The organism is Pseudomonas sp. LPH60 (genome assembly GCF_030718165.1).
Classification (GTDB): Bacteria; Pseudomonadota; Gammaproteobacteria; order Pseudomonadales; family Pseudomonadaceae; genus Aquipseudomonas; species Aquipseudomonas danubii.
In genome coordinates, this window is the sequence record NZ_JAVAJH010000004.1 from 545,475 (window position 1) to 561,661 (window position 16,187).

Below are 16,187 nucleotides of genomic sequence, written 5' to 3' on the forward strand. Positions count from 1 at the left end.
GCAATAATTCCGTTATCTAATGCGGCGCAAGACAGTTAAATGACAAGAGGTTCCAGCATGGTTGGCAGAAGCATTCTGATCGTTGACGACGAAGCGCCGATTCGCGAAATGATCGCCGTTGCGTTGGAAATGGCCGGCTATGACTGCATGGAGGCAGAGAACTCTCAGCAGGCCCATGCCATTATCGTCGACCGCAAGCCGGACCTGATCCTGCTGGACTGGATGCTCCCCGGCACCTCCGGCATCGAGCTGGCCCGACGCCTCAAGCGCGACGAGCTGACCGGGGACATCCCGATCATCATGCTCACCGCCAAGGGTGAAGAGGACAACAAGATCCAGGGCCTGGAGGTCGGCGCCGACGACTACATCACCAAGCCGTTTTCGCCCCGTGAGCTGGTGGCCCGCCTCAAGGCCGTGCTGCGCCGCGCCGGCCCTACCGATGGCGAAGCGCCGATCGAAGTCGGCGGCCTGCTGCTGGACCCCATCAGCCACCGGGTGACCATCGACGGCAAGCCGGCAGAAATGGGCCCCACCGAATACCGCCTGCTGCAATTCTTCATGACCCACCAGGAGCGTGCCTACACCCGCGGCCAGCTGCTGGATCAGGTCTGGGGCGGCAATGTGTATGTCGAGGAACGCACCGTAGACGTGCACATCCGCCGCTTGCGCAAAGCCCTGGGTGACGCCTACGAGAATCTGGTACAAACCGTGCGCGGCACCGGCTATCGTTTTTCCACCAAGGCCTGACAACAGCGGCAAGCAACAAGCGGCGCGCCGATGAGTGACCGCTTCAACACTTGCAGCTCGGAGCTGCTTCACCCCCACGGACGTGTTTCAAGTGAATCAAAACTGGCATGGCACCCTGATTCGCCACCTGCTGCTGTTGATCACCGGCTGCCTGCTGGTGGGCCTGATCAGTGGTTACTACGGCTGGAGCCTGGCCGCCGGCTTAGGGCTCTACCTGGCCTGGACCCTCAAGCAGCTGCTGCGCCTGCACGAATGGCTGCGCCTGCATCAACCCGACGAAGCACCGCCCGACGGCTATGGCCTGTGGGGTGAGGTGTTCGACAGCATCTATCACCTGCAACGCCGCGACCAACGGGTGCGCGGGCGCCTGCAGGCGGTGATCGACCGGGTCCAGGAGTCCACCGCGGCCCTGAAAGACGCGGTGATCATGCTCGACAGCGACGGCAACCTGGAATGGTGGAACCGCGCCGCCGAAACCCTGCTGGGCCTCAAGACGCCCCAGGACAGCGGTCAGCCGGTGACCAACCTGGTGCGCCATCCGCGCTTCAAGGAATACTTCGAGCAAGACAACTACGCCGAACCGCTGGAGATCCCCTCCCCGGCCAACGACCGGGTGCGCATCCAGCTGTACATCACCCGCTACGGCAACAATGAGCACCTGATGCTGGTGCGCGACGTGACCCGCATCCACCAGCTGGAACAGATGCGCAAGGACTTCATCGCCAACGTGTCCCACGAACTGCGTACCCCGTTGACGGTGATCTGCGGCTATCTGGAGACCCTGCTGGACAACGTCGAGGAAGTGAATCCGCGCTGGAGCCGTGCCCTGCAACAGATGCAGCAGCAAGGCGGGCGCATGCAGACCCTGCTCAACGACCTGCTATTGCTGGCCAAGCTGGAAGCCACCGACTATCCCTCGGACAACCAGCCGGTGCCCATCGATGGGCTGCTGCAATCGATCAAGAGCGATGCCCAGGCTCTGTCCGGGGAGCGCAACCAGCGCATCACCCTGGAAGCCGACGCCTCGGTACAGCTCAAGGGCAGCGAGGCGGAACTGCGCAGCGCCTTCTCCAACCTGGTGTTCAACGCGGTGAAATACACCCCGGCCGAAGGCAATATCCGCATCCGCTGGTGGGGCGACGACCAAGGCGCGCACCTGAGCGTGCAAGACTCCGGGATCGGCATCGACAGCAAGCACCTGCCGCGCCTCACCGAACGCTTCTACCGCGTGGATTCGAGCCGCAACTCCAATACCGGCGGCACGGGCCTGGGCCTGGCCATCGTCAAGCACGTGCTGCTGCGTCATCGCGCACGCCTGGAAATCAGCAGCGTACTGGGCCACGGCAGTACCTTTACCTGCCATTTCGCCCCGGCCCAGGTTAAAAAAGCCGCAGCTGGCAGCCTTACCGAACAGCGCTGACCGTGGTTTGCCCCTAGGCAATCGCCCCGTCAGCCGCTACATTGCGTCACTTGTGCCTGCCATTCAGGCACCGCCTTTCCTTCTTCTTCGAATACACGGAACCCGCAAAACTCCATCATGGACCCTTCCCCTGGTTTCACCCTCGCGTCTCTGTTCGCCGACTTCGGCATGATTCTTTTTGCTCTGATCCTGGTCCTGCTCAACGGCTTTTTCGTTGCCGCAGAGTTCGCCATGGTCAAGCTGCGCTCGACTCGAGTCGAAGCCATCGCCCACAAGAACGGCTGGCGCGGGCAGATCCTGCGTACCGTGCACAGCCAGCTGGACGCCTACCTGTCGGCCTGCCAGCTGGGCATCACCCTGGCCTCCCTGGGCCTGGGCTGGGTCGGTGAGCCGGCGTTCGCCCACCTGCTGGAGCCGCTGTTGGGTGCCGTAGGCGTGAACTCCCCGGAAGTGATCCGCGGCGTTTCGTTCTTCACCGCGTTCTTCATCATTTCCTACCTGCACATCGTGGTCGGCGAGCTGGCGCCCAAATCCTGGGCGATCCGCAAACCCGAGCTGCTGTCGCTGTGGACGGCGGTACCGCTGTACCTGTTCTACTGGCTGATGTACCCGGCCATCTACCTGCTCAATGCCAGCGCCAACACCATCCTGCGCATTGCCGGCCAGGGCGAGCCCGGCCCGCACCACGAGCATCATTACAGCCGTGAAGAACTCAAGCTGATCCTGCACTCCAGCCGCGGCCAGGACCCCAGCGACCAGGGCATGCGCGTACTGGCCTCGGCCGTGGAAATGGGCGAACTGGAAGTGGTGGACTGGGCCAACTCCCGAGAGGACCTGGTCAGCGTCGAATTCAACGCGCCGCTCAAGGAAATCCTTGCCCTGTTCCGTCGCCACAAGTTCAGCCGCTATCCGGTCTACGACAGCGAGCGCAACGAGTTCGTCGGCCTGCTGCACATCAAGGACCTGCTGCTGGAACTGGCGGCCCTGGACCATATTCCCGAGTCGTTCAACCTGGCCGAGCTGACTCGCCCGCTGGAGCGCGTGTCGCGGCACATGCCGCTGTCACAGTTGCTGGAGCAGTTCCGCAAGGGCGGTTCGCACTTCGCCCTGGTGGAAGAAGCCGACGGCAAGGTGATTGGCTACCTGACCATGGAAGACGTGCTGGAAGTACTGGTGGGCGACATCCAGGACGAACACCGCAAGACCGAGCGCGGCATCCTCGCCTATCAGCCAGGCAAGCTGCTGGTGCGCGGTGACACGCCACTGTTCAAGGTCGAGCGCCTGCTGGGCATCGACCTGGACCATATCGAAGCCGAAACCCTCGCCGGCCTGGTGTACGAAACCCTGAAACGGGTGCCGGAAGAGGAAGAAGTGCTGGAAGTCGAAGGCCTGCGCATCATCATCAAGAAGATGAAGGGACCGAAGATCATCCTGGCCAAGGTGTTGATGCTGGATTGACGGGCCCTTTGGCCCGTTCGCCGGCACGCCGGCGCCTACAGCAGCAGGTCATTTCTTGCCCAAGGCAAAATTCGGCAGATCCCCCAGCGGCTGGTTGAACTGATAGGGAATCGACACCAGCCCCAGCCCGGTATTGCGCTGCACCACAAAATGCAGGTGCGGCCCGCTGCTGTTGCCGGTATTGCCCGACAACCCCAACGGGCTGCCCACCGCCACCCGCTGCCCTTCGCGCACAGTCACCGAACCTTGCTTGAGGTGCAGGTACACGCCCATGGTGCCGTCGTCGTGCAGCACCCGGACGAAGTTGCCCGCCGGGTTGTCGCCCCGCCCGTTCTGCGCATTCTCGGTCTTGACCACCACCCCGCCCCTGGCGGCGATGATCGGCGTGCCCACGGGCATGGCGATGTCCATGGCATAACGGCTCCTGGGACCGAAATGGCTGTATGGGCCATTGGCGCCCTGGGTCAGGCGAAACGGCCCGCCGCGCCAGGGCAGCGGGTAGCGATAGGCCTGGGTGGCGCCTGCCGGGTCCCCCAGGGAATAACGGAACCTGGGGACATAGCTCAAGGGCTGATCGGCGCGAATCGCCGTGAGCAGCGCCAGGCGCTGCCTGCTGCGGGCCGGCAGTACCTGTCGGATCGGGCCTCCGGGCGCTCCACTGACGTTGTGCAAACCGGCAAAGCCCAACTCGATCTCCACCGGCGCGTAGAGGTCGTTGCGCACATACACCGCGTCCCCGTCCTTGTGCTTCTGGATATCCAGGCGCACCTGGCGCTCCAGGTGTTCCTCCATGCGATCGCGGAACACGAACGCCTGGGCTCCCGGCGAAGGCCGGTCGCTGTAGGACACCACGCCATCGGCGTCGACGGATTTGTAGACGGTCATCGCCGCCAGCGAGGTGGCCAGCAGGGACAGTCCGCACAACAGCAGCAGGCGCACAAGCATTGGGCAGCCTCTTGGCAGGTTATGCAGGCACGCTAACAGCCGGATATGGAGCTTGTGTGAATCAGGCCGGGGCCAGAGGGTGCGTGCCCGACGCATCGAAATGGATATCCACGCCCAGTTGCGCGGCCTCCGACAGGTTGACCAGGGCATCGAGGGAGAACTTGTTGATCTTGCCGCTGAGTACGTCATTGAGACGTGGCTGGGAGATATTGAGGCGCTTGGCCGCCTCCTTCTGCGAGAGGCCCCAGGCTTGTACGGTCTTGCCCAGCTCAAGCATCAGCTTGGCCCGCAGGCGCATGTTGGCGGCTTCCTGGGGAGTGGCCTCAAGGGCATCCCAGACACTGGTGAACCGCTGAGTAACCGGTGAATCAGTCATGGCGTGAACCTGCTTCCTGATATCTGGCGCGAGCCAGTTCGATCTCCCGCGCTTCGGTCTTGCGGATGGTCTTGCGCACCGCATGCAGCACATAGATGGTTGCCGGCCGCTTGACCACATAGAACACCCGAAACGCCCCTGAATCCTCATTGACCCTGATCTCGAAAACGCTCGGACCGATGGTCTTCACCGACCTGCAATCGTAGGGCTGTTCACCCTGCTGCAGCAGATCCAACTGCAAACCGGCGGCCCGACGGGCATCTTCAGGGAACGCCCGGAGATCTCGCAGCGCGCTCCCGACAAACACCACATCCTTGTGCCTGGGCATCGAACCTCTCCTGTTAATGACCAGGAACAAGGCTAATCAACACGGCCAGGACCGGCCGCGCCGGGTTGTTTCAAGGCATGGCCACAAGCGCTGAAAGGCACTTAGCGCTACGCGCAATCTATATCCAAACAGATATAAATCAAGGACAAAAAGATCAATCGGACGTACGGCAGAAAGTATCGAGGGGTACGGCGAAAGCCTTGCGGCTTGAGGGTTACGGCCTATGTTGCGAGTGGTTCGCTCGATAGCGGGATGGTGCAGCAGGCCGTCTCAGCGCAAGGCAAAAGTCCGCAACGGGAAAAGTGTTTTCCGCAGATTTCCGCAGCTTTGATCCTCGTAGGAGCCGGCTTGCCGGCGAAGAGACCCGCAAGCCTTGTGTTGCTCTTGTGGACGCTTTCGCTGGCAAGCCAGCTCCTACAAAGCGGACTGGGAGGATCAGGCGCCGGGAACGAAATGCTTCTGCGCGGTGCCGCGGGCGATCAGGCGCGAGATGTAATCGAGCTTCTGCGCGTCCTGGTCGACGAAACGGAAGGTCAGTTGCAGCCAATCGCTGTCCGGCTTGGGCTCCAACGCCACCACCGCATGCAGGTAGCCGTTGAGCCGCGCCACTTCAGCGTTGTCGCCCTGCTCCAGGTCCAGCACCGCGCTCTCCAGCACTTGAGGCAGGCTGTCGGTACGCTTCACCACCAGCAACGCTTCCTTGATGCTCAGGGCCTTGATCACGCACGGCTGATTGCCGCTGGACAACCGCAGCTGGCCCTGGCCACGACCGCCACTGGCCGCTGCTGCGGGCGTCGGCGCCTTGACCGGAGGGCTGTTGAGCAAACCACGCGCCGGCGCTGCGGCTGCCGAGGCCGGCGCAGGGGCGGCCGGCTTGGCAAACGGATTGACCGGGGCCGAAGCCGCCCCCACCACCGCCGGCTTGCCGCCGGTCAGGGCGCTCAGGGAGTCATTGCCGAAGGCCGAGTTCATCTTGGTCGGCGCGCTGTTCATCAAGGTGTCGAGCTTGCCGACCTTGTTCAGCGCCTGCTTGACCTTGGTCAGCAGCTGTTCATTGGTGAAAGGCTTGCTCACATAGCCGGAAACCCCGGCCTGGATCGCCTGCACCACGTTTTCCTTGTCGCCACGGCTGGTGACCATGACGAACGGCATGGTTTTCAGCGCCTCTTGCTCACGACACCAGGTCAGCAGCTCAAGGCCGGACATTTCCGGCATTTCCCAATCGCACAGGACCAGGTCGAAGGCTTCGCGGGCGAGCATCGCCTGGGCCTTCTTGCCGTTGATCGCGTCTTCGATCTTGATGCCAGGGAAGTAGTTGCGCAGGCACTTCTTCACCAGGTCACGAATGAACGAAGCGTCATCCACCACCAACACACTTACCTTACTCATCGACCACCCCTTTAAAAATCCCGGCAAGCATAACGCTGGCTGATGGCACTTTGCCAAAACTCTTCAGTCACGCCGGGACTTTTCGTTCGCGGGTGCTGCTTTTCAAATTCGAGGAGCACAAACAAAAACGCCCGGCCAAAGGGCCGGGCGCTCTTCTCGGGCACTCTTACTTATCGTCAGCTTGATCCGGAACATTAGCGGATTCGCCACTTGTGCCTTCAACTTCTTCCTTCATGCGCTTGAGCCCCAAATGGCGCACGTCGGTGCCACGCACCAGATAAATCACCAGCTCGGAAATGTTGCGCGCGTGATCGCCGATCCGCTCCAGCGAACGCAGCACCCAGATAATGCTCAGAACCCGCGAGATAGAGCGCGGGTCTTCCATCATGTAGGTGGCCAGCTCGCGCAGTGCGGTCTTGTATTCACGGTCGATGATCTTGTCGTACTGAGCCACGGAAAGTGCCAGGTCGGCATCGAAGCGGGCAAAAGCGTCCAGGGCATCGCGCACCATGTTGCGCACCTGGTCGCCGATGTGCCGCACCTCCACGTAGCCACGAGGAGCTTCGCCCTCTTCGCACAACTGGATGGCCCGACGGGCGATCTTGGTGGCTTCGTCGCCGATGCGCTCCAGGTCGATCACCGACTTGGAGATGCTGATGATCAGGCGCAGGTCGGAAGCCGCCGGCTGGCGACGGGCGAGGATGCGCAGGCATTCCTCGTCGATATTGCGCTCCATCTGATTGATCTGATCGTCAATCTCGCGCACCTGCTGGGCCAACCCGGAGTCGGCTTCGATCAGCGCGGTGACCGCGTCATTGACTTGCTTCTCCACCAGCCCGCCCATGGCCAGCAGGTGGCTGCGCACCTCTTCCAGCTCGGCATTGAACTGCGCGGAGATGTGGTGGGTGAGGCCTTCCTTCGAAATCATGGTTCTGCTCCACAAAAGCTGTAAGCCGCAAGCTACAAGCTGCCAGTTGATAGGTTTCGTCGCGTTGAACTGCTGTTACTTGCCGCTTGAAGCGTGCGGCTTGCAGCTGCTTTCTAGCCGTAACGCCCGGTGATGTAGTCTTCGGTCTGCTTCTTCGCCGGATTGGTGAACAGCGTATCGGTATCGCCGAATTCCACCAGTTTGCCCATGTACATGAACGCGGTGTAGTCGGAAACCCGCGCCGCCTGCTGCATGTTGTGGGTCACGATGACGATGGTGAACTTGGATTTGAGCTCGTAGATCAGTTCTTCGACCTTCAGGGTCGAGATCGGGTCCAGGGCCGAGCAGGGTTCGTCCAGCAGCAACACTTCAGGTTCCACGGCGATGGTCCGGGCAATCACCAGACGCTGTTGCTGGCCGCCGGACAGGCCCAGGGCCGATTCGTGCAGGCGGTCCTTGACCTCATCCCACAGCGCCGCGCCCTTGAGCGCCCACTCTACGGCTTCGTCGAGCACACGCTTTTTGTTGATGCCCTGGATACGCAGGCCGTAGACCACGTTTTCGTAGATGGTCTTGGGGAACGGGTTGGGCTTCTGGAACACCATGCCGACCCGACGACGCAGCTCGGCCACGTCTTCGCCCTTGCGGTAGATGTTGTTGCCGTAAAGGTTGATCGCACCCTCTACACGGCAGCCGTCCACCAGGTCGTTCATGCGGTTGAAGGTCCGCAGCAAGGTCGACTTGCCGCAACCGGACGGGCCGATGAAAGCGGTCACACGCTGCTTGGGGATGTTCATGCTGACATCGAACAGTGCCTGTTTCTCGCCGTAGAACAGGCTCAGGCCGGGCACTTCGATGGCCACGGTCTCTTGTTCCAGGCTCAGGCTCTGCTTGTCGCGGCCCAGGGCGGACATGTTGATGCCGTGAGTATGTGCTTCGTGTTGCATGGGATGCTCCCTGTGCTACCAATTCGTTTGTCGTGAACCGCAGGCGTCTGGCCTGCGGTGACATCATTCTGTTCTGTAGAAACCAGCCGATTAGCTGTCCAGCGCCTTGTACTTCTCGCGCAGGTGGTTGCGAATCCATACGGCCGACAGGTTGAGCACGGCGATCACCAGCACCAGCAGCAGCGCGGTGGCGTACACCAGCGGCCGCGCCGCCTCGACGTTGGGGCTCTGGAAGCCGACGTCATAGATGTGGAAGCCCAGGTGCATGATCTTCTGGTCCAGGTGCAGGTACGGGTAGTTGCCGTCCACTGGCAGCGACGGCGCCAGTTTCACCACACCCACCAGCATCAGCGGCGCCACTTCACCGGCGGCACGGGCCACCGCGAGGATCATGCCGGTCATCATCGCCGGGCTGGCCATCGGCAGGACGATCTTCCACAAGGTCTCGGCCTTGGTCGCGCCCAGGGCCAGGGAACCTTCACGCACGGTGCGGGGAATCCGCGCCAGGCCTTCCTCGGTGGCCACGATCACCACCGGCACTGCCAGCAGCGCCAGGGTCAGGGAGGCCCAGAGCAGGCCCGGGGTGCCGAAGGTCGGCGCCGGCAAAGCTTCGGGGAAGAACAGCCGGTCCACGGAACCGCCCAGCACGTAGACGAAGAAGCCCAGGCCGAATACGCCGTAGACGATGGCCGGAACCCCTGCCAGGTTGTTCACCGCGATGCGGATCACCCGGGTCAGGGTGTTCTGCTTGGCATATTCACGCAGGTAGACCGCCGCCAGTACGCCGAACGGGGTGACGATCATGGCCATGATCAGGGTCATCATCACGGTGCCGAAAATCGCCGGGAAGATCCCGCCTTCGGTGTTGGCTTCACGGGGGTCGTCGCTGAGGAATTCCCAGATCTTGCTGAAGTAGAAACCGATCTTGGTGAAGGTGCCCATGGCATTCGGCTGGTAGGCGTGCACCACCTTGCCCAGGCTGATCTCCAGCTCTTTGCCGTTGGCATCGCGGGCGGTCAGGCTGTCGCGATTGAACTGGGCGTGCAGGTCATTGAGCCGGGCTTCGATGTCCTGGTAACGGGCATTGAGTTCGGCCCGCTCGGCGTCCATGTCGGCTTGAGCGGCGGGGCTCATCCGGCCCTCCAGCTCCAGCTTGCGACCGTGCAGGCGGAGGCGCTCCAGACCGGCGTTGATCGCGCCGATGTCGGACTTCTCCAGGCTCTTGAGCTGAGCCGCCAGTTGGTTCACGCGGTTGATCCGTGCTTGCAGCTCAGGCCAGGCGGCCTCGCCTTCGGCGACCACCTTGCCGCTTTCCTTGACGTTGACCAGGTAGCCGTAGAAGTTGCCCCACTCACGGCGCTCGATGGCCATCAGCTCCTTGGGGTAGCTCTGGTTGGTCAGCCACTCACCGACGATCCAGGTGAAGTCGTTGCCGTTCAGGTCACGGTTGCCGACCTTGATCAGCTCCCGGGTCATGAACTCCGGGCCCTGGTCGGGCACCGGCAAACCGGCACTCTTCAGGCGCGCCCGGGGCACTTCTTCCTTCTGCACCACTTCACCGATGACCAGGTGGTTGGCCTGGCCCGGCACGTCATAGCTGGCGTGCACCAGGTCGGCCGGCCAGAAGTGGCCGAGGCCGCGCACGGCGATCACCGCCAGCAGGCCGATGGTCATGATGACCGCGATGGACACCGCGCCACCGCTGATCCAGACGCCCGGGGCGCCGCTCTTGAACCAGTCTTTTAGGGAGTTCTGTTTCACAGACTTCTACCTTTCTTAAAGCGACGAGTATTTCTTGCGCAGACGCTGACGAATCAGTTCTGCGAGGGTGTTCATGACGAAGGTGAACAACAGCAGCACCAGCGCCGAGAGGAACAGCACGCGGTAGTGGCTGCCGCCGACTTCAGATTCGGGCATTTCCACCGCGACGTTGGCGGCCAGGGTGCGCAGGCCTTCGAACAGGTTCATTTCCATGATCGGGGTGTTGCCGGTGGCCATCAGCACGATCATGGTCTCGCCCACGGCGCGGCCCATGCCGATCATCAGTGCCGAGAAGATCCCCGGGCTGGCGGTGAGGATCACCACCCGGGTCATGGTCTGCCACGGCGTGGCACCCAGGGCCAGAGAGCCCAGGGTCAGGCCGCGAGGCACGCTGAACACGGCGTCTTCGGCGATCGAGTAGATGTTCGGAATCACCGCAAAACCCATGGCCAGGCCGACCACCAGGGCGTTGCGCTGGTCGTAGGTGATCCCCAGGTCGTGGGAAATCCACATGCGCATGTCGCCGCCGAAGAACCAGTTTTCCATGAAGGGGCTCATGTACAGCGACAACCAGCCCACGAACAGGATCACCGGGATCAGCAGCGCACTTTCCCAACCATCCGGCACTTTCAGGCGGATCGACTCCGGTAGGCGGCTGAAGATGAAACCGGCCACCAGAATGCCGATTGGCAGCAACATCAAGAGGCTGAAGATGCCCGGTAGATGACCTTCGACATAGGGCGCCAGGAACAGGCCGGCGAAGAAGCCGAGGATCACCGTCGGCATCGCTTCCATCAGCTCGATCACCGGCTTGACCTTGCGGCGCATGCCCGGGGCCATGAAGTAGGCGGTATAGATCGCTGCCGCCACGGCCAATGGTGCCGCCAGCAGCATGGCGTAGAACGCCGCCTTCAGAGTGCCGAAGGTCAGGGGCGAGAGGCTCAGCTTGGGTTCGAAGTCGGTGTTGGCCGCGGTGGATTGCCAGACGTATTTAGGCTCGTCGTAGTTCTCGTACCAGACCTTGCTCCACAGCGCGCTCCAGGACACTTCCGGGTGCGGGTTGTCCAGCAGCAGCGGCTGCAGCTTGCCACCGGCCTCGACGATCACCCGGTTGGCCCGTGGCGACAGGCCGAACAGGCCCTGGCCATCCACCACCTGATCCACCAGCAGGGTGCGGTGGGCGGTGCTGTGGAACACCCCGAGCTTGCCGGCGGCGTCCAGGGCAACGAAGCCCTTGCGACGCTCTTCGGCAGTGATTTCAACGATAGGCGCGGTGCCCATCTGGAAGGTGCGGATCTGCTTCAGGCGCAGTTCGCCATCCGGGTCGCGGGCCATGAACCACTGGGCCAGGCCACCCTTGGAGGTGCCGATGATCAGCGAGATGCCGCCCACCAGCTGGGTGCTGGCGGTAACTTCGGTGTCAGCGTCTTCCAGCAGTTTGTAGCGACCGTTGAGGCTCTTGTCCCGCAGGCTGAACACGTCGGCCTGGGCCCGGCCATTGATCACATACAGCCACTGCTGGCGCGGATCGATGTACATGGCCTTCACCGCCTCGGTCATCTGCGGCAGTTCGATGCGGCTCTGCTCGCTGGTGACCTCGCCAGTCATCATGTTTTCTTCGCGGGTCAGCTTCAGCACATGCAGTTGCGCACCGGTGGAACCGGCGATGATCAGCGACGAATCAGTGGCGTTGAGGTTGACGTGCTCCAGGGCACCGCCCTGCTCGTTCAGGGTGATCGGGCTGTCGCCGTAGGGGTACTCGATGGCCGGTGAGATGGTCTTCTTGCCGTCCGGGTAGCTGACCTTGTAGGTGTGGCGGAACACCAGGGCCTGACCGTTGGACAGACCGACCACCACCAGCGGATTGCCGGGCTGGTCCTTGCCGATGGACACCACGTTGGCGCCGGCCGGGATCGGCAGGTCGACCTTGCGCAGCTCGGCACCGCTGTCGATGTCGAAGAACAGCGCCTGGCCCTTGTCGGAGACACGCATGCCGACCTGGTTCTGCTCTTCCAGGGAGAACATCAGCGGCTTGCCGGCGTCCTGCATCCAGGCCGGGGTCAGCGGGTCCTTGACGGTCAGGTCGGCGCCCTGGAACAGCGGCACCACGACATAGGCGAGGAAGAAAAAGATCAGGGTGATCGCACCCAGTACCGCCAGTCCGCCAACAAGGACGTACCAGCGGGTCAGGCGGTCTTTGAGCGCGCGAATGCGACGCTTGCGTTGCAGTTCAGGCGTATTGAAGTCAATGCGCTTGGGGGGAGAAGTCGTAGTCATGGGGGAATTGGCCAGATCATTCATGCGCACACCCTAGCGATCCTGTATGACAGAAAGATGACAATGCAGTGACGCAGCAAATCCGCCACGTGGCAAAGCCGGCAGCGGGTTGAAAAATGAGGTTGCAGGAGCCGGCTGGCCGACGAGCCGGCCTTGAGCCTGGGTCGCCCTTGCGGGCGCTTGCGCCGCCCGGCCCGCTCCTACGAAAACGAGAAGGTCCGGGGAGCCCGGACCTTCTGCGGCGGCTTATGCGCCTTCTTTCAGGCCCAGGTCAGCCAGGGCCTTGGCGGCCACCTTGGCTGGCAGCGGGATGTAGCCGTCCTTGACCACTACTTCCTGACCCTGCTTGGACAGGACCAGCTTCACGAACTCGGCTTCCAGCGGGGCCAGAGGCTTGTTCGGGGCTTTGTTGATGTAGACGTAGAGGAAACGCGACAGCGGGTACTTGCCGTTCAGGGCGTTTTCTTCGGTGTCTTCGATGAAGTCGCTGCTGCCTTTCTTGGCCAGGGCCACGGTCTTCACGCTGGCGGTCTTGTAGCCGATGCCCGAGTAGCCGATGCCGTTCAGCGAGGAGCTGATGGACTGCACCACCGAAGCCGAACCTGGCTGCTCGTTGACGTTAGGCTTGAAGTCGCCTTTGCACAGGGCTTCTTCCTTGAAGTAGCCGTAGGTGCCGGATACCGAGTTACGGCCGAACAGTTGCACCGGCTTGTTGGCCAGATCGCCCTTCACACCCAGGTCGCCCCAGGTTTTTACGTCAGCCTTGGCGCCGCACAGACGGGTGGACGAGAAAATCGCGTCGACCTGTTCCATGGTCAGGTGCTGGATCGGGTTGTCCTTGTGCACGAACACCGCCAGGGCGTCCACGGCCACCGGGATAGCGGTTGGCTTGTAGCCGTACTTCTGCTCGAAGGCCGCCAGCTCGGTGTCCTTCATCTTGCGGCTCATCGGGCCCAGGTTGGAGGTGCCTTCGGTCAGCGCCGGTGGCGCGGTGGCGGAGCCGGCGGCCTGAATCTGAATGTTGACGTTCGGGTATTCCTTTTTGTAGTTCTCGGCCCACAGGGTCATCAGGTTCGCCAAAGTATCGGAACCGACGCTGGACAGGTTGCCCGACACACCAGTGGTCTTGGTGTAGCTCGGGATAGCAGGGTCAACAGCGGCAACCGCGTGGGCAGTCGCAACGCCAGCGGCGACAAAGGTCATTGCCGCCATCAAACGCTTCAGTTTCATGCCTTACTCCTAGCAGATAGGGTGTGTTAAGTCGGGGCCAAGTATCTGTAGGCCGTGTGAACACTCTATGTCCGGAATATGACAATTAGATGAAAGGCCAGCACTCCTGAACGGAAGCTGGCCTTTCTTTATACGGCGATAAAAACCTCTGTAGCCGCCGCCGAAGGCTGCGACCGACCCGCAGGGTCGCGACACTCTTCAGCGCCCAGGAGGGCCTGCGGCCCTGTCGCAGCCTGTGGCAGCGGCTACAAGCTGGCGGCGATCAGCGGCCCTTGGCCCACAGGTACAGGCCGACCAGCAGGCCGATGCCGCAGATGATTGCAACGTAATAGGCCGGGCCCATCGGGCTTTCCTTGAGCAGCCAGGTCACCACCATCGGCGTCAGGCCACCGAAGATCGCGTAGGCCAGGTTGTAGGAAAACGACAGGCCACTGAAACGCACCACCGCCGGGAACGCCTTGACCATCACATAAGGCACCGCGCCGATGGTGCCGACAAACAGACCGGTCAGGGCATACATCGGGAACAGCCACTGCGGGTTATCCAGCAAGCCGTGATAGAAGGTCCAGGAAGTGGCCAGCAGCAAGGCGCTGCCGAACACGAACACCTTGCCAGCGCCGAAACGATCCGCCAGAACCCCGGAGATCACGCAGCCCAGGCTCAGGAACACAATGGCCAGGCTGTTGGCTTCCAGGGCGGTGATGGCCGGGAACTTATAGACGGTCTGCAGCACCGTCGGGGTCATCAGGATCACCACGATGATCCCGGCGGACAGCAGCCAGGTCAGCAGCATGGAAATGACAATGGCGCCACGGTGATCGCGCAGCACGGTGCGCAGGGGCAGCTCTTCGGCCAGGGCCTTGCGCAATTGCAGCTCGGCGAATACCGGGGTTTCGTGCAGCAGGCGGCGCAGGTACACCGAGAACAGGCCGAACACCCCGCCCAGCAGGAACGGAATCCGCCAGGCGTAGTCGGCCACTTCCACCGGGGTGTAGATGCTATTGATGGCGGTGGCCACCAGCGAGCCCAGGAGAATCCCGGCGGTCAGGCCCGCCGTCAGGGTGCCGCAGGCGTAGCCGATATGCCGCTGAGGCACGTGTTCGGAAACAAAGACCCAGGCGCCGGGCACTTCACCACCGATGGCCGCGCCCTGGATCACCCGCATCAGCAACAGCAGGATCGGCGCCCATAGGCCAATCTGCGCGTAGGTCGGCAAGAGGCCCATGATCAGGGTCGGCACCGCCATCATGAAGATGCTCAGGGTGAACATCTTCTTGCGCCCCAGCAGGTCGCCGAAGTGCGCCATGACGATCCCGCCCAGAGGACGGGCCAGGTAGCCGGCGGCGAAGATGCCGAAGGTCTGCATCAGGCGCAGCCACTCGGGCATGTCCGCCGGGAAGAACAGCTTGCCGACCACGGTGGCGAAGAACACGAAGATGATGAAGTCGTAGAACTCCAGCGCGCCGCCCAAGGCAGACAGCGACAGGGTCTTGTAATCACTACGGGTCAAGGGACGGGCGGGCTGCGCTGGCTGCGCGGCGCTCGAGGGCACAGTGGTCATGGCAAGGGCTTCTCTTATTAGTCGGTTCCGGCAACCGCAACAGCGCTGGTTGGGGCCTGGCAGGTTCGGCACGATAGCAAATTGTTCGAATGCGTACACAGCAGCGCACAAATGACTCACAAATTTGCGAACTGAGTGGGTCGTCGCGGAGTCTATCGACCGATATACTCGCAAACCTCGAAGCGCAAAGCCGCTTCTGGCAAGGGTTGCTGTGCGAAAACGCTGCTGCGCGCCCCAGTCCCTGGACAGTGCCAGTCGATTTCGCAGAGTTTCCCTTTAGCACGCCTTAGAAAGAACGTGACGAACGCAGTGTGTTCGGGCTGAATCGTTTTTCCTGAAGACGGCTATTCACCTGAAGTCACCATGAAGCGTCACGGGTCAGAGGCCCCTCGGCATGATAGAACTCGAACAAGAAGATCCAATCCCGCAAGGCGACCTGGCCCTGCAAATCACCGCTTTGCCCCGGGAAACCAACGGCTTTGGCGATATTTTCGGCGGCTGGCTGGTGGCGCAGATGGACCTGGCGGGCACTGCCATGGCCAGCCGCGTCGCCGGTGGCCGAGTCGCTACCGTGGCCATCGATCGCATGGCGTTCCTGGTGCCGGTGGCGGTGGGCGCGCAACTGTCCTTCTATACCCAGACCCTGGAGATCGGCCGCAGCTCGATCCAGATGATGGTGGAAGTATGGAGCGACGACCCGCTGTCCAGCGAATGGCGCAAGGTCACCGAGGCGGTGTTCGTGTTCGTCGCCATCGACGGCAGCGGCCGCACCCGTTCGGTTCCGCCCCGAGCGCGCTAGGTTCCTACAACGCCCAAGCCA

General features: G+C 62.3%; 14 protein-coding genes. 4 read left to right on the plus strand and 10 right to left on the minus strand.

All coding sequences use genetic code 11. The features are described from left to right. Positions 1–57 precede the first annotated feature (57 nt). The 3 genes from phoB (at position 58) to Q8O96_RS17330 (ending at position 3,625) form a co-directional block, all read left to right on the plus strand. Positions 58–747 (plus strand): phosphate regulon transcriptional regulator PhoB, encoded by a 690-nt coding sequence (gene phoB / locus Q8O96_RS17320; protein WP_003177195.1) that lies wholly within the window; start codon positions 58–60, stop codon positions 745–747. Positions 748–838: 91 nt separating this feature from the next. Then, positions 839–2,167, plus strand: a complete 1,329-nt coding sequence (gene phoR, locus Q8O96_RS17325) for a phosphate regulon sensor histidine kinase PhoR (RefSeq protein WP_102862310.1) — start codon at positions 839–841, stop codon at positions 2,165–2,167. 117 nt (positions 2,168–2,284) lie between these two features. Then, positions 2,285–3,625 carry a hemolysin family protein gene (locus tag Q8O96_RS17330; protein ID WP_102862311.1) on the plus strand — a complete coding sequence of 447 codons (1,341 nt, stop codon included), beginning with the start codon at positions 2,285–2,287 and terminating at the stop codon, positions 3,623–3,625. Positions 3,626–3,673: 48 nt separating this feature from the next. Here the strand turns inward: Q8O96_RS17330 and Q8O96_RS17335 are convergent, their stop codons facing one another. The 10 genes from Q8O96_RS17335 to Q8O96_RS17380 form a co-directional block, all read right to left on the minus strand. Further along, positions 3,674–4,570 carry a peptidoglycan DD-metalloendopeptidase family protein gene (locus Q8O96_RS17335; protein WP_250329723.1) on the minus strand — a complete coding sequence of 299 codons (897 nt, stop codon included), beginning with the start codon at positions 4,568–4,570 and terminating at the stop codon, positions 3,674–3,676. A gap of 61 nt (positions 4,571–4,631) precedes the next feature. Beyond that, positions 4,632–4,946: a helix-turn-helix domain-containing protein gene (locus Q8O96_RS17340; protein ID WP_102862313.1), complete on the minus strand. Its 315-nt coding sequence runs from the start codon at positions 4,944–4,946 to the stop codon at positions 4,632–4,634. After that, positions 4,939–5,274 (minus strand): type II toxin-antitoxin system RelE/ParE family toxin, encoded by a 336-nt coding sequence (locus tag Q8O96_RS17345; protein ID WP_305949140.1) that lies wholly within the window; start codon positions 5,272–5,274, stop codon positions 4,939–4,941. Before Q8O96_RS17345 ends, Q8O96_RS17340 begins: the two co-directional genes overlap by 8 nt. Before the next feature lie 435 nt (positions 5,275–5,709). Next, entirely contained in the window at positions 5,710–6,663 is a 954-nt protein-coding gene (locus Q8O96_RS17350; protein WP_102862315.1) for a response regulator, read from the minus strand. A 166-nt stretch (positions 6,664–6,829) separates the two neighbouring features. Then, positions 6,830–7,591, minus strand: coding sequence for a phosphate signaling complex protein PhoU (phoU, locus tag Q8O96_RS17355; RefSeq protein ID WP_025130765.1), 762 nt, complete (start codon positions 7,589–7,591; stop codon positions 6,830–6,832). A 113-nt stretch (positions 7,592–7,704) separates the two neighbouring features. Continuing rightward, on the minus strand, positions 7,705–8,538 hold the full coding sequence (gene pstB / locus Q8O96_RS17360) for a phosphate ABC transporter ATP-binding protein PstB (protein ID WP_102862316.1): 834 nt from the start codon (positions 8,536–8,538) through the stop codon (positions 7,705–7,707). Positions 8,539–8,628: 90 nt separating this feature from the next. Then, on the minus strand, positions 8,629–10,299 hold the full coding sequence (gene pstA, locus Q8O96_RS17365) for a phosphate ABC transporter permease PstA (RefSeq protein WP_102862317.1): 1,671 nt from the start codon (positions 10,297–10,299) through the stop codon (positions 8,629–8,631). Between the two features lie 15 nt (positions 10,300–10,314). Beyond that, entirely contained in the window at positions 10,315–12,600 is a 2,286-nt protein-coding gene (locus Q8O96_RS17370) for an ABC transporter permease subunit (RefSeq protein WP_102862318.1), read from the minus strand. 222 nt (positions 12,601–12,822) lie between these two features. After that, a complete protein-coding gene (locus Q8O96_RS17375) occupies positions 12,823–13,806 on the minus strand; it encodes a phosphate ABC transporter substrate-binding protein PstS (RefSeq protein WP_102881328.1) in 984 nt (327 codons plus the stop codon). Between the two features lie 262 nt (positions 13,807–14,068). Next, positions 14,069–15,367, minus strand: coding sequence for an MFS transporter (locus tag Q8O96_RS17380; protein WP_102862320.1), 1,299 nt, complete (start codon positions 15,365–15,367; stop codon positions 14,069–14,071). Between the two features lie 394 nt (positions 15,368–15,761). Between Q8O96_RS17380 and Q8O96_RS17385 the strand changes: the two genes are divergently transcribed. Continuing rightward, positions 15,762–16,166 carry an acyl-CoA thioesterase gene (locus Q8O96_RS17385; protein WP_003229628.1) on the plus strand — a complete coding sequence of 135 codons (405 nt, stop codon included), beginning with the start codon at positions 15,762–15,764 and terminating at the stop codon, positions 16,164–16,166. Positions 16,167–16,187: the final 21 nt, after the last annotated feature.

Bases quoted from the DNA above. Each gene is read 5' to 3' on its own strand.
- pstB (WP_102862316.1), bottom strand. From the start codon at position 8,538: ATGCAACACGAAGCACATACTCACGGCATCAACATGTCCGCCCTGGGC.
- Q8O96_RS17335 (WP_250329723.1), bottom strand. From the start codon at position 4,570: ATGCTTGTGCGCCTGCTGCTGTTGTGCGGACTGTCCCTGCTGGCCACC.
- Q8O96_RS17330 (WP_102862311.1), top strand. From the start codon at position 2,285: ATGGACCCTTCCCCTGGTTTCACCCTCGCGTCTCTGTTCGCCGACTTC.
- Q8O96_RS17385 (WP_003229628.1), top strand. From the start codon at position 15,762: ATGATAGAACTCGAACAAGAAGATCCAATCCCGCAAGGCGACCTGGCC.
- Q8O96_RS17345 (WP_305949140.1), bottom strand. From the start codon at position 5,274: ATGCCCAGGCACAAGGATGTGGTGTTTGTCGGGAGCGCGCTGCGAGAT.
- Q8O96_RS17370 (WP_102862318.1), bottom strand. From the start codon at position 12,600: ATGAATGATCTGGCCAATTCCCCCATGACTACGACTTCTCCCCCCAAG.
- Q8O96_RS17340 (WP_102862313.1), bottom strand. From the start codon at position 4,946: ATGACTGATTCACCGGTTACTCAGCGGTTCACCAGTGTCTGGGATGCC.
- Q8O96_RS17380 (WP_102862320.1), bottom strand. From the start codon at position 15,367: ATGACCACTGTGCCCTCGAGCGCCGCGCAGCCAGCGCAGCCCGCCCGT.
- phoB (WP_003177195.1), top strand. From the start codon at position 58: ATGGTTGGCAGAAGCATTCTGATCGTTGACGACGAAGCGCCGATTCGC.
- Q8O96_RS17350 (WP_102862315.1), bottom strand. From the start codon at position 6,663: ATGAGTAAGGTAAGTGTGTTGGTGGTGGATGACGCTTCGTTCATTCGT.
- phoU (WP_025130765.1), bottom strand. From the start codon at position 7,591: ATGATTTCGAAGGAAGGCCTCACCCACCACATCTCCGCGCAGTTCAAT.
- Q8O96_RS17375 (WP_102881328.1), bottom strand. From the start codon at position 13,806: ATGAAACTGAAGCGTTTGATGGCGGCAATGACCTTTGTCGCCGCTGGC.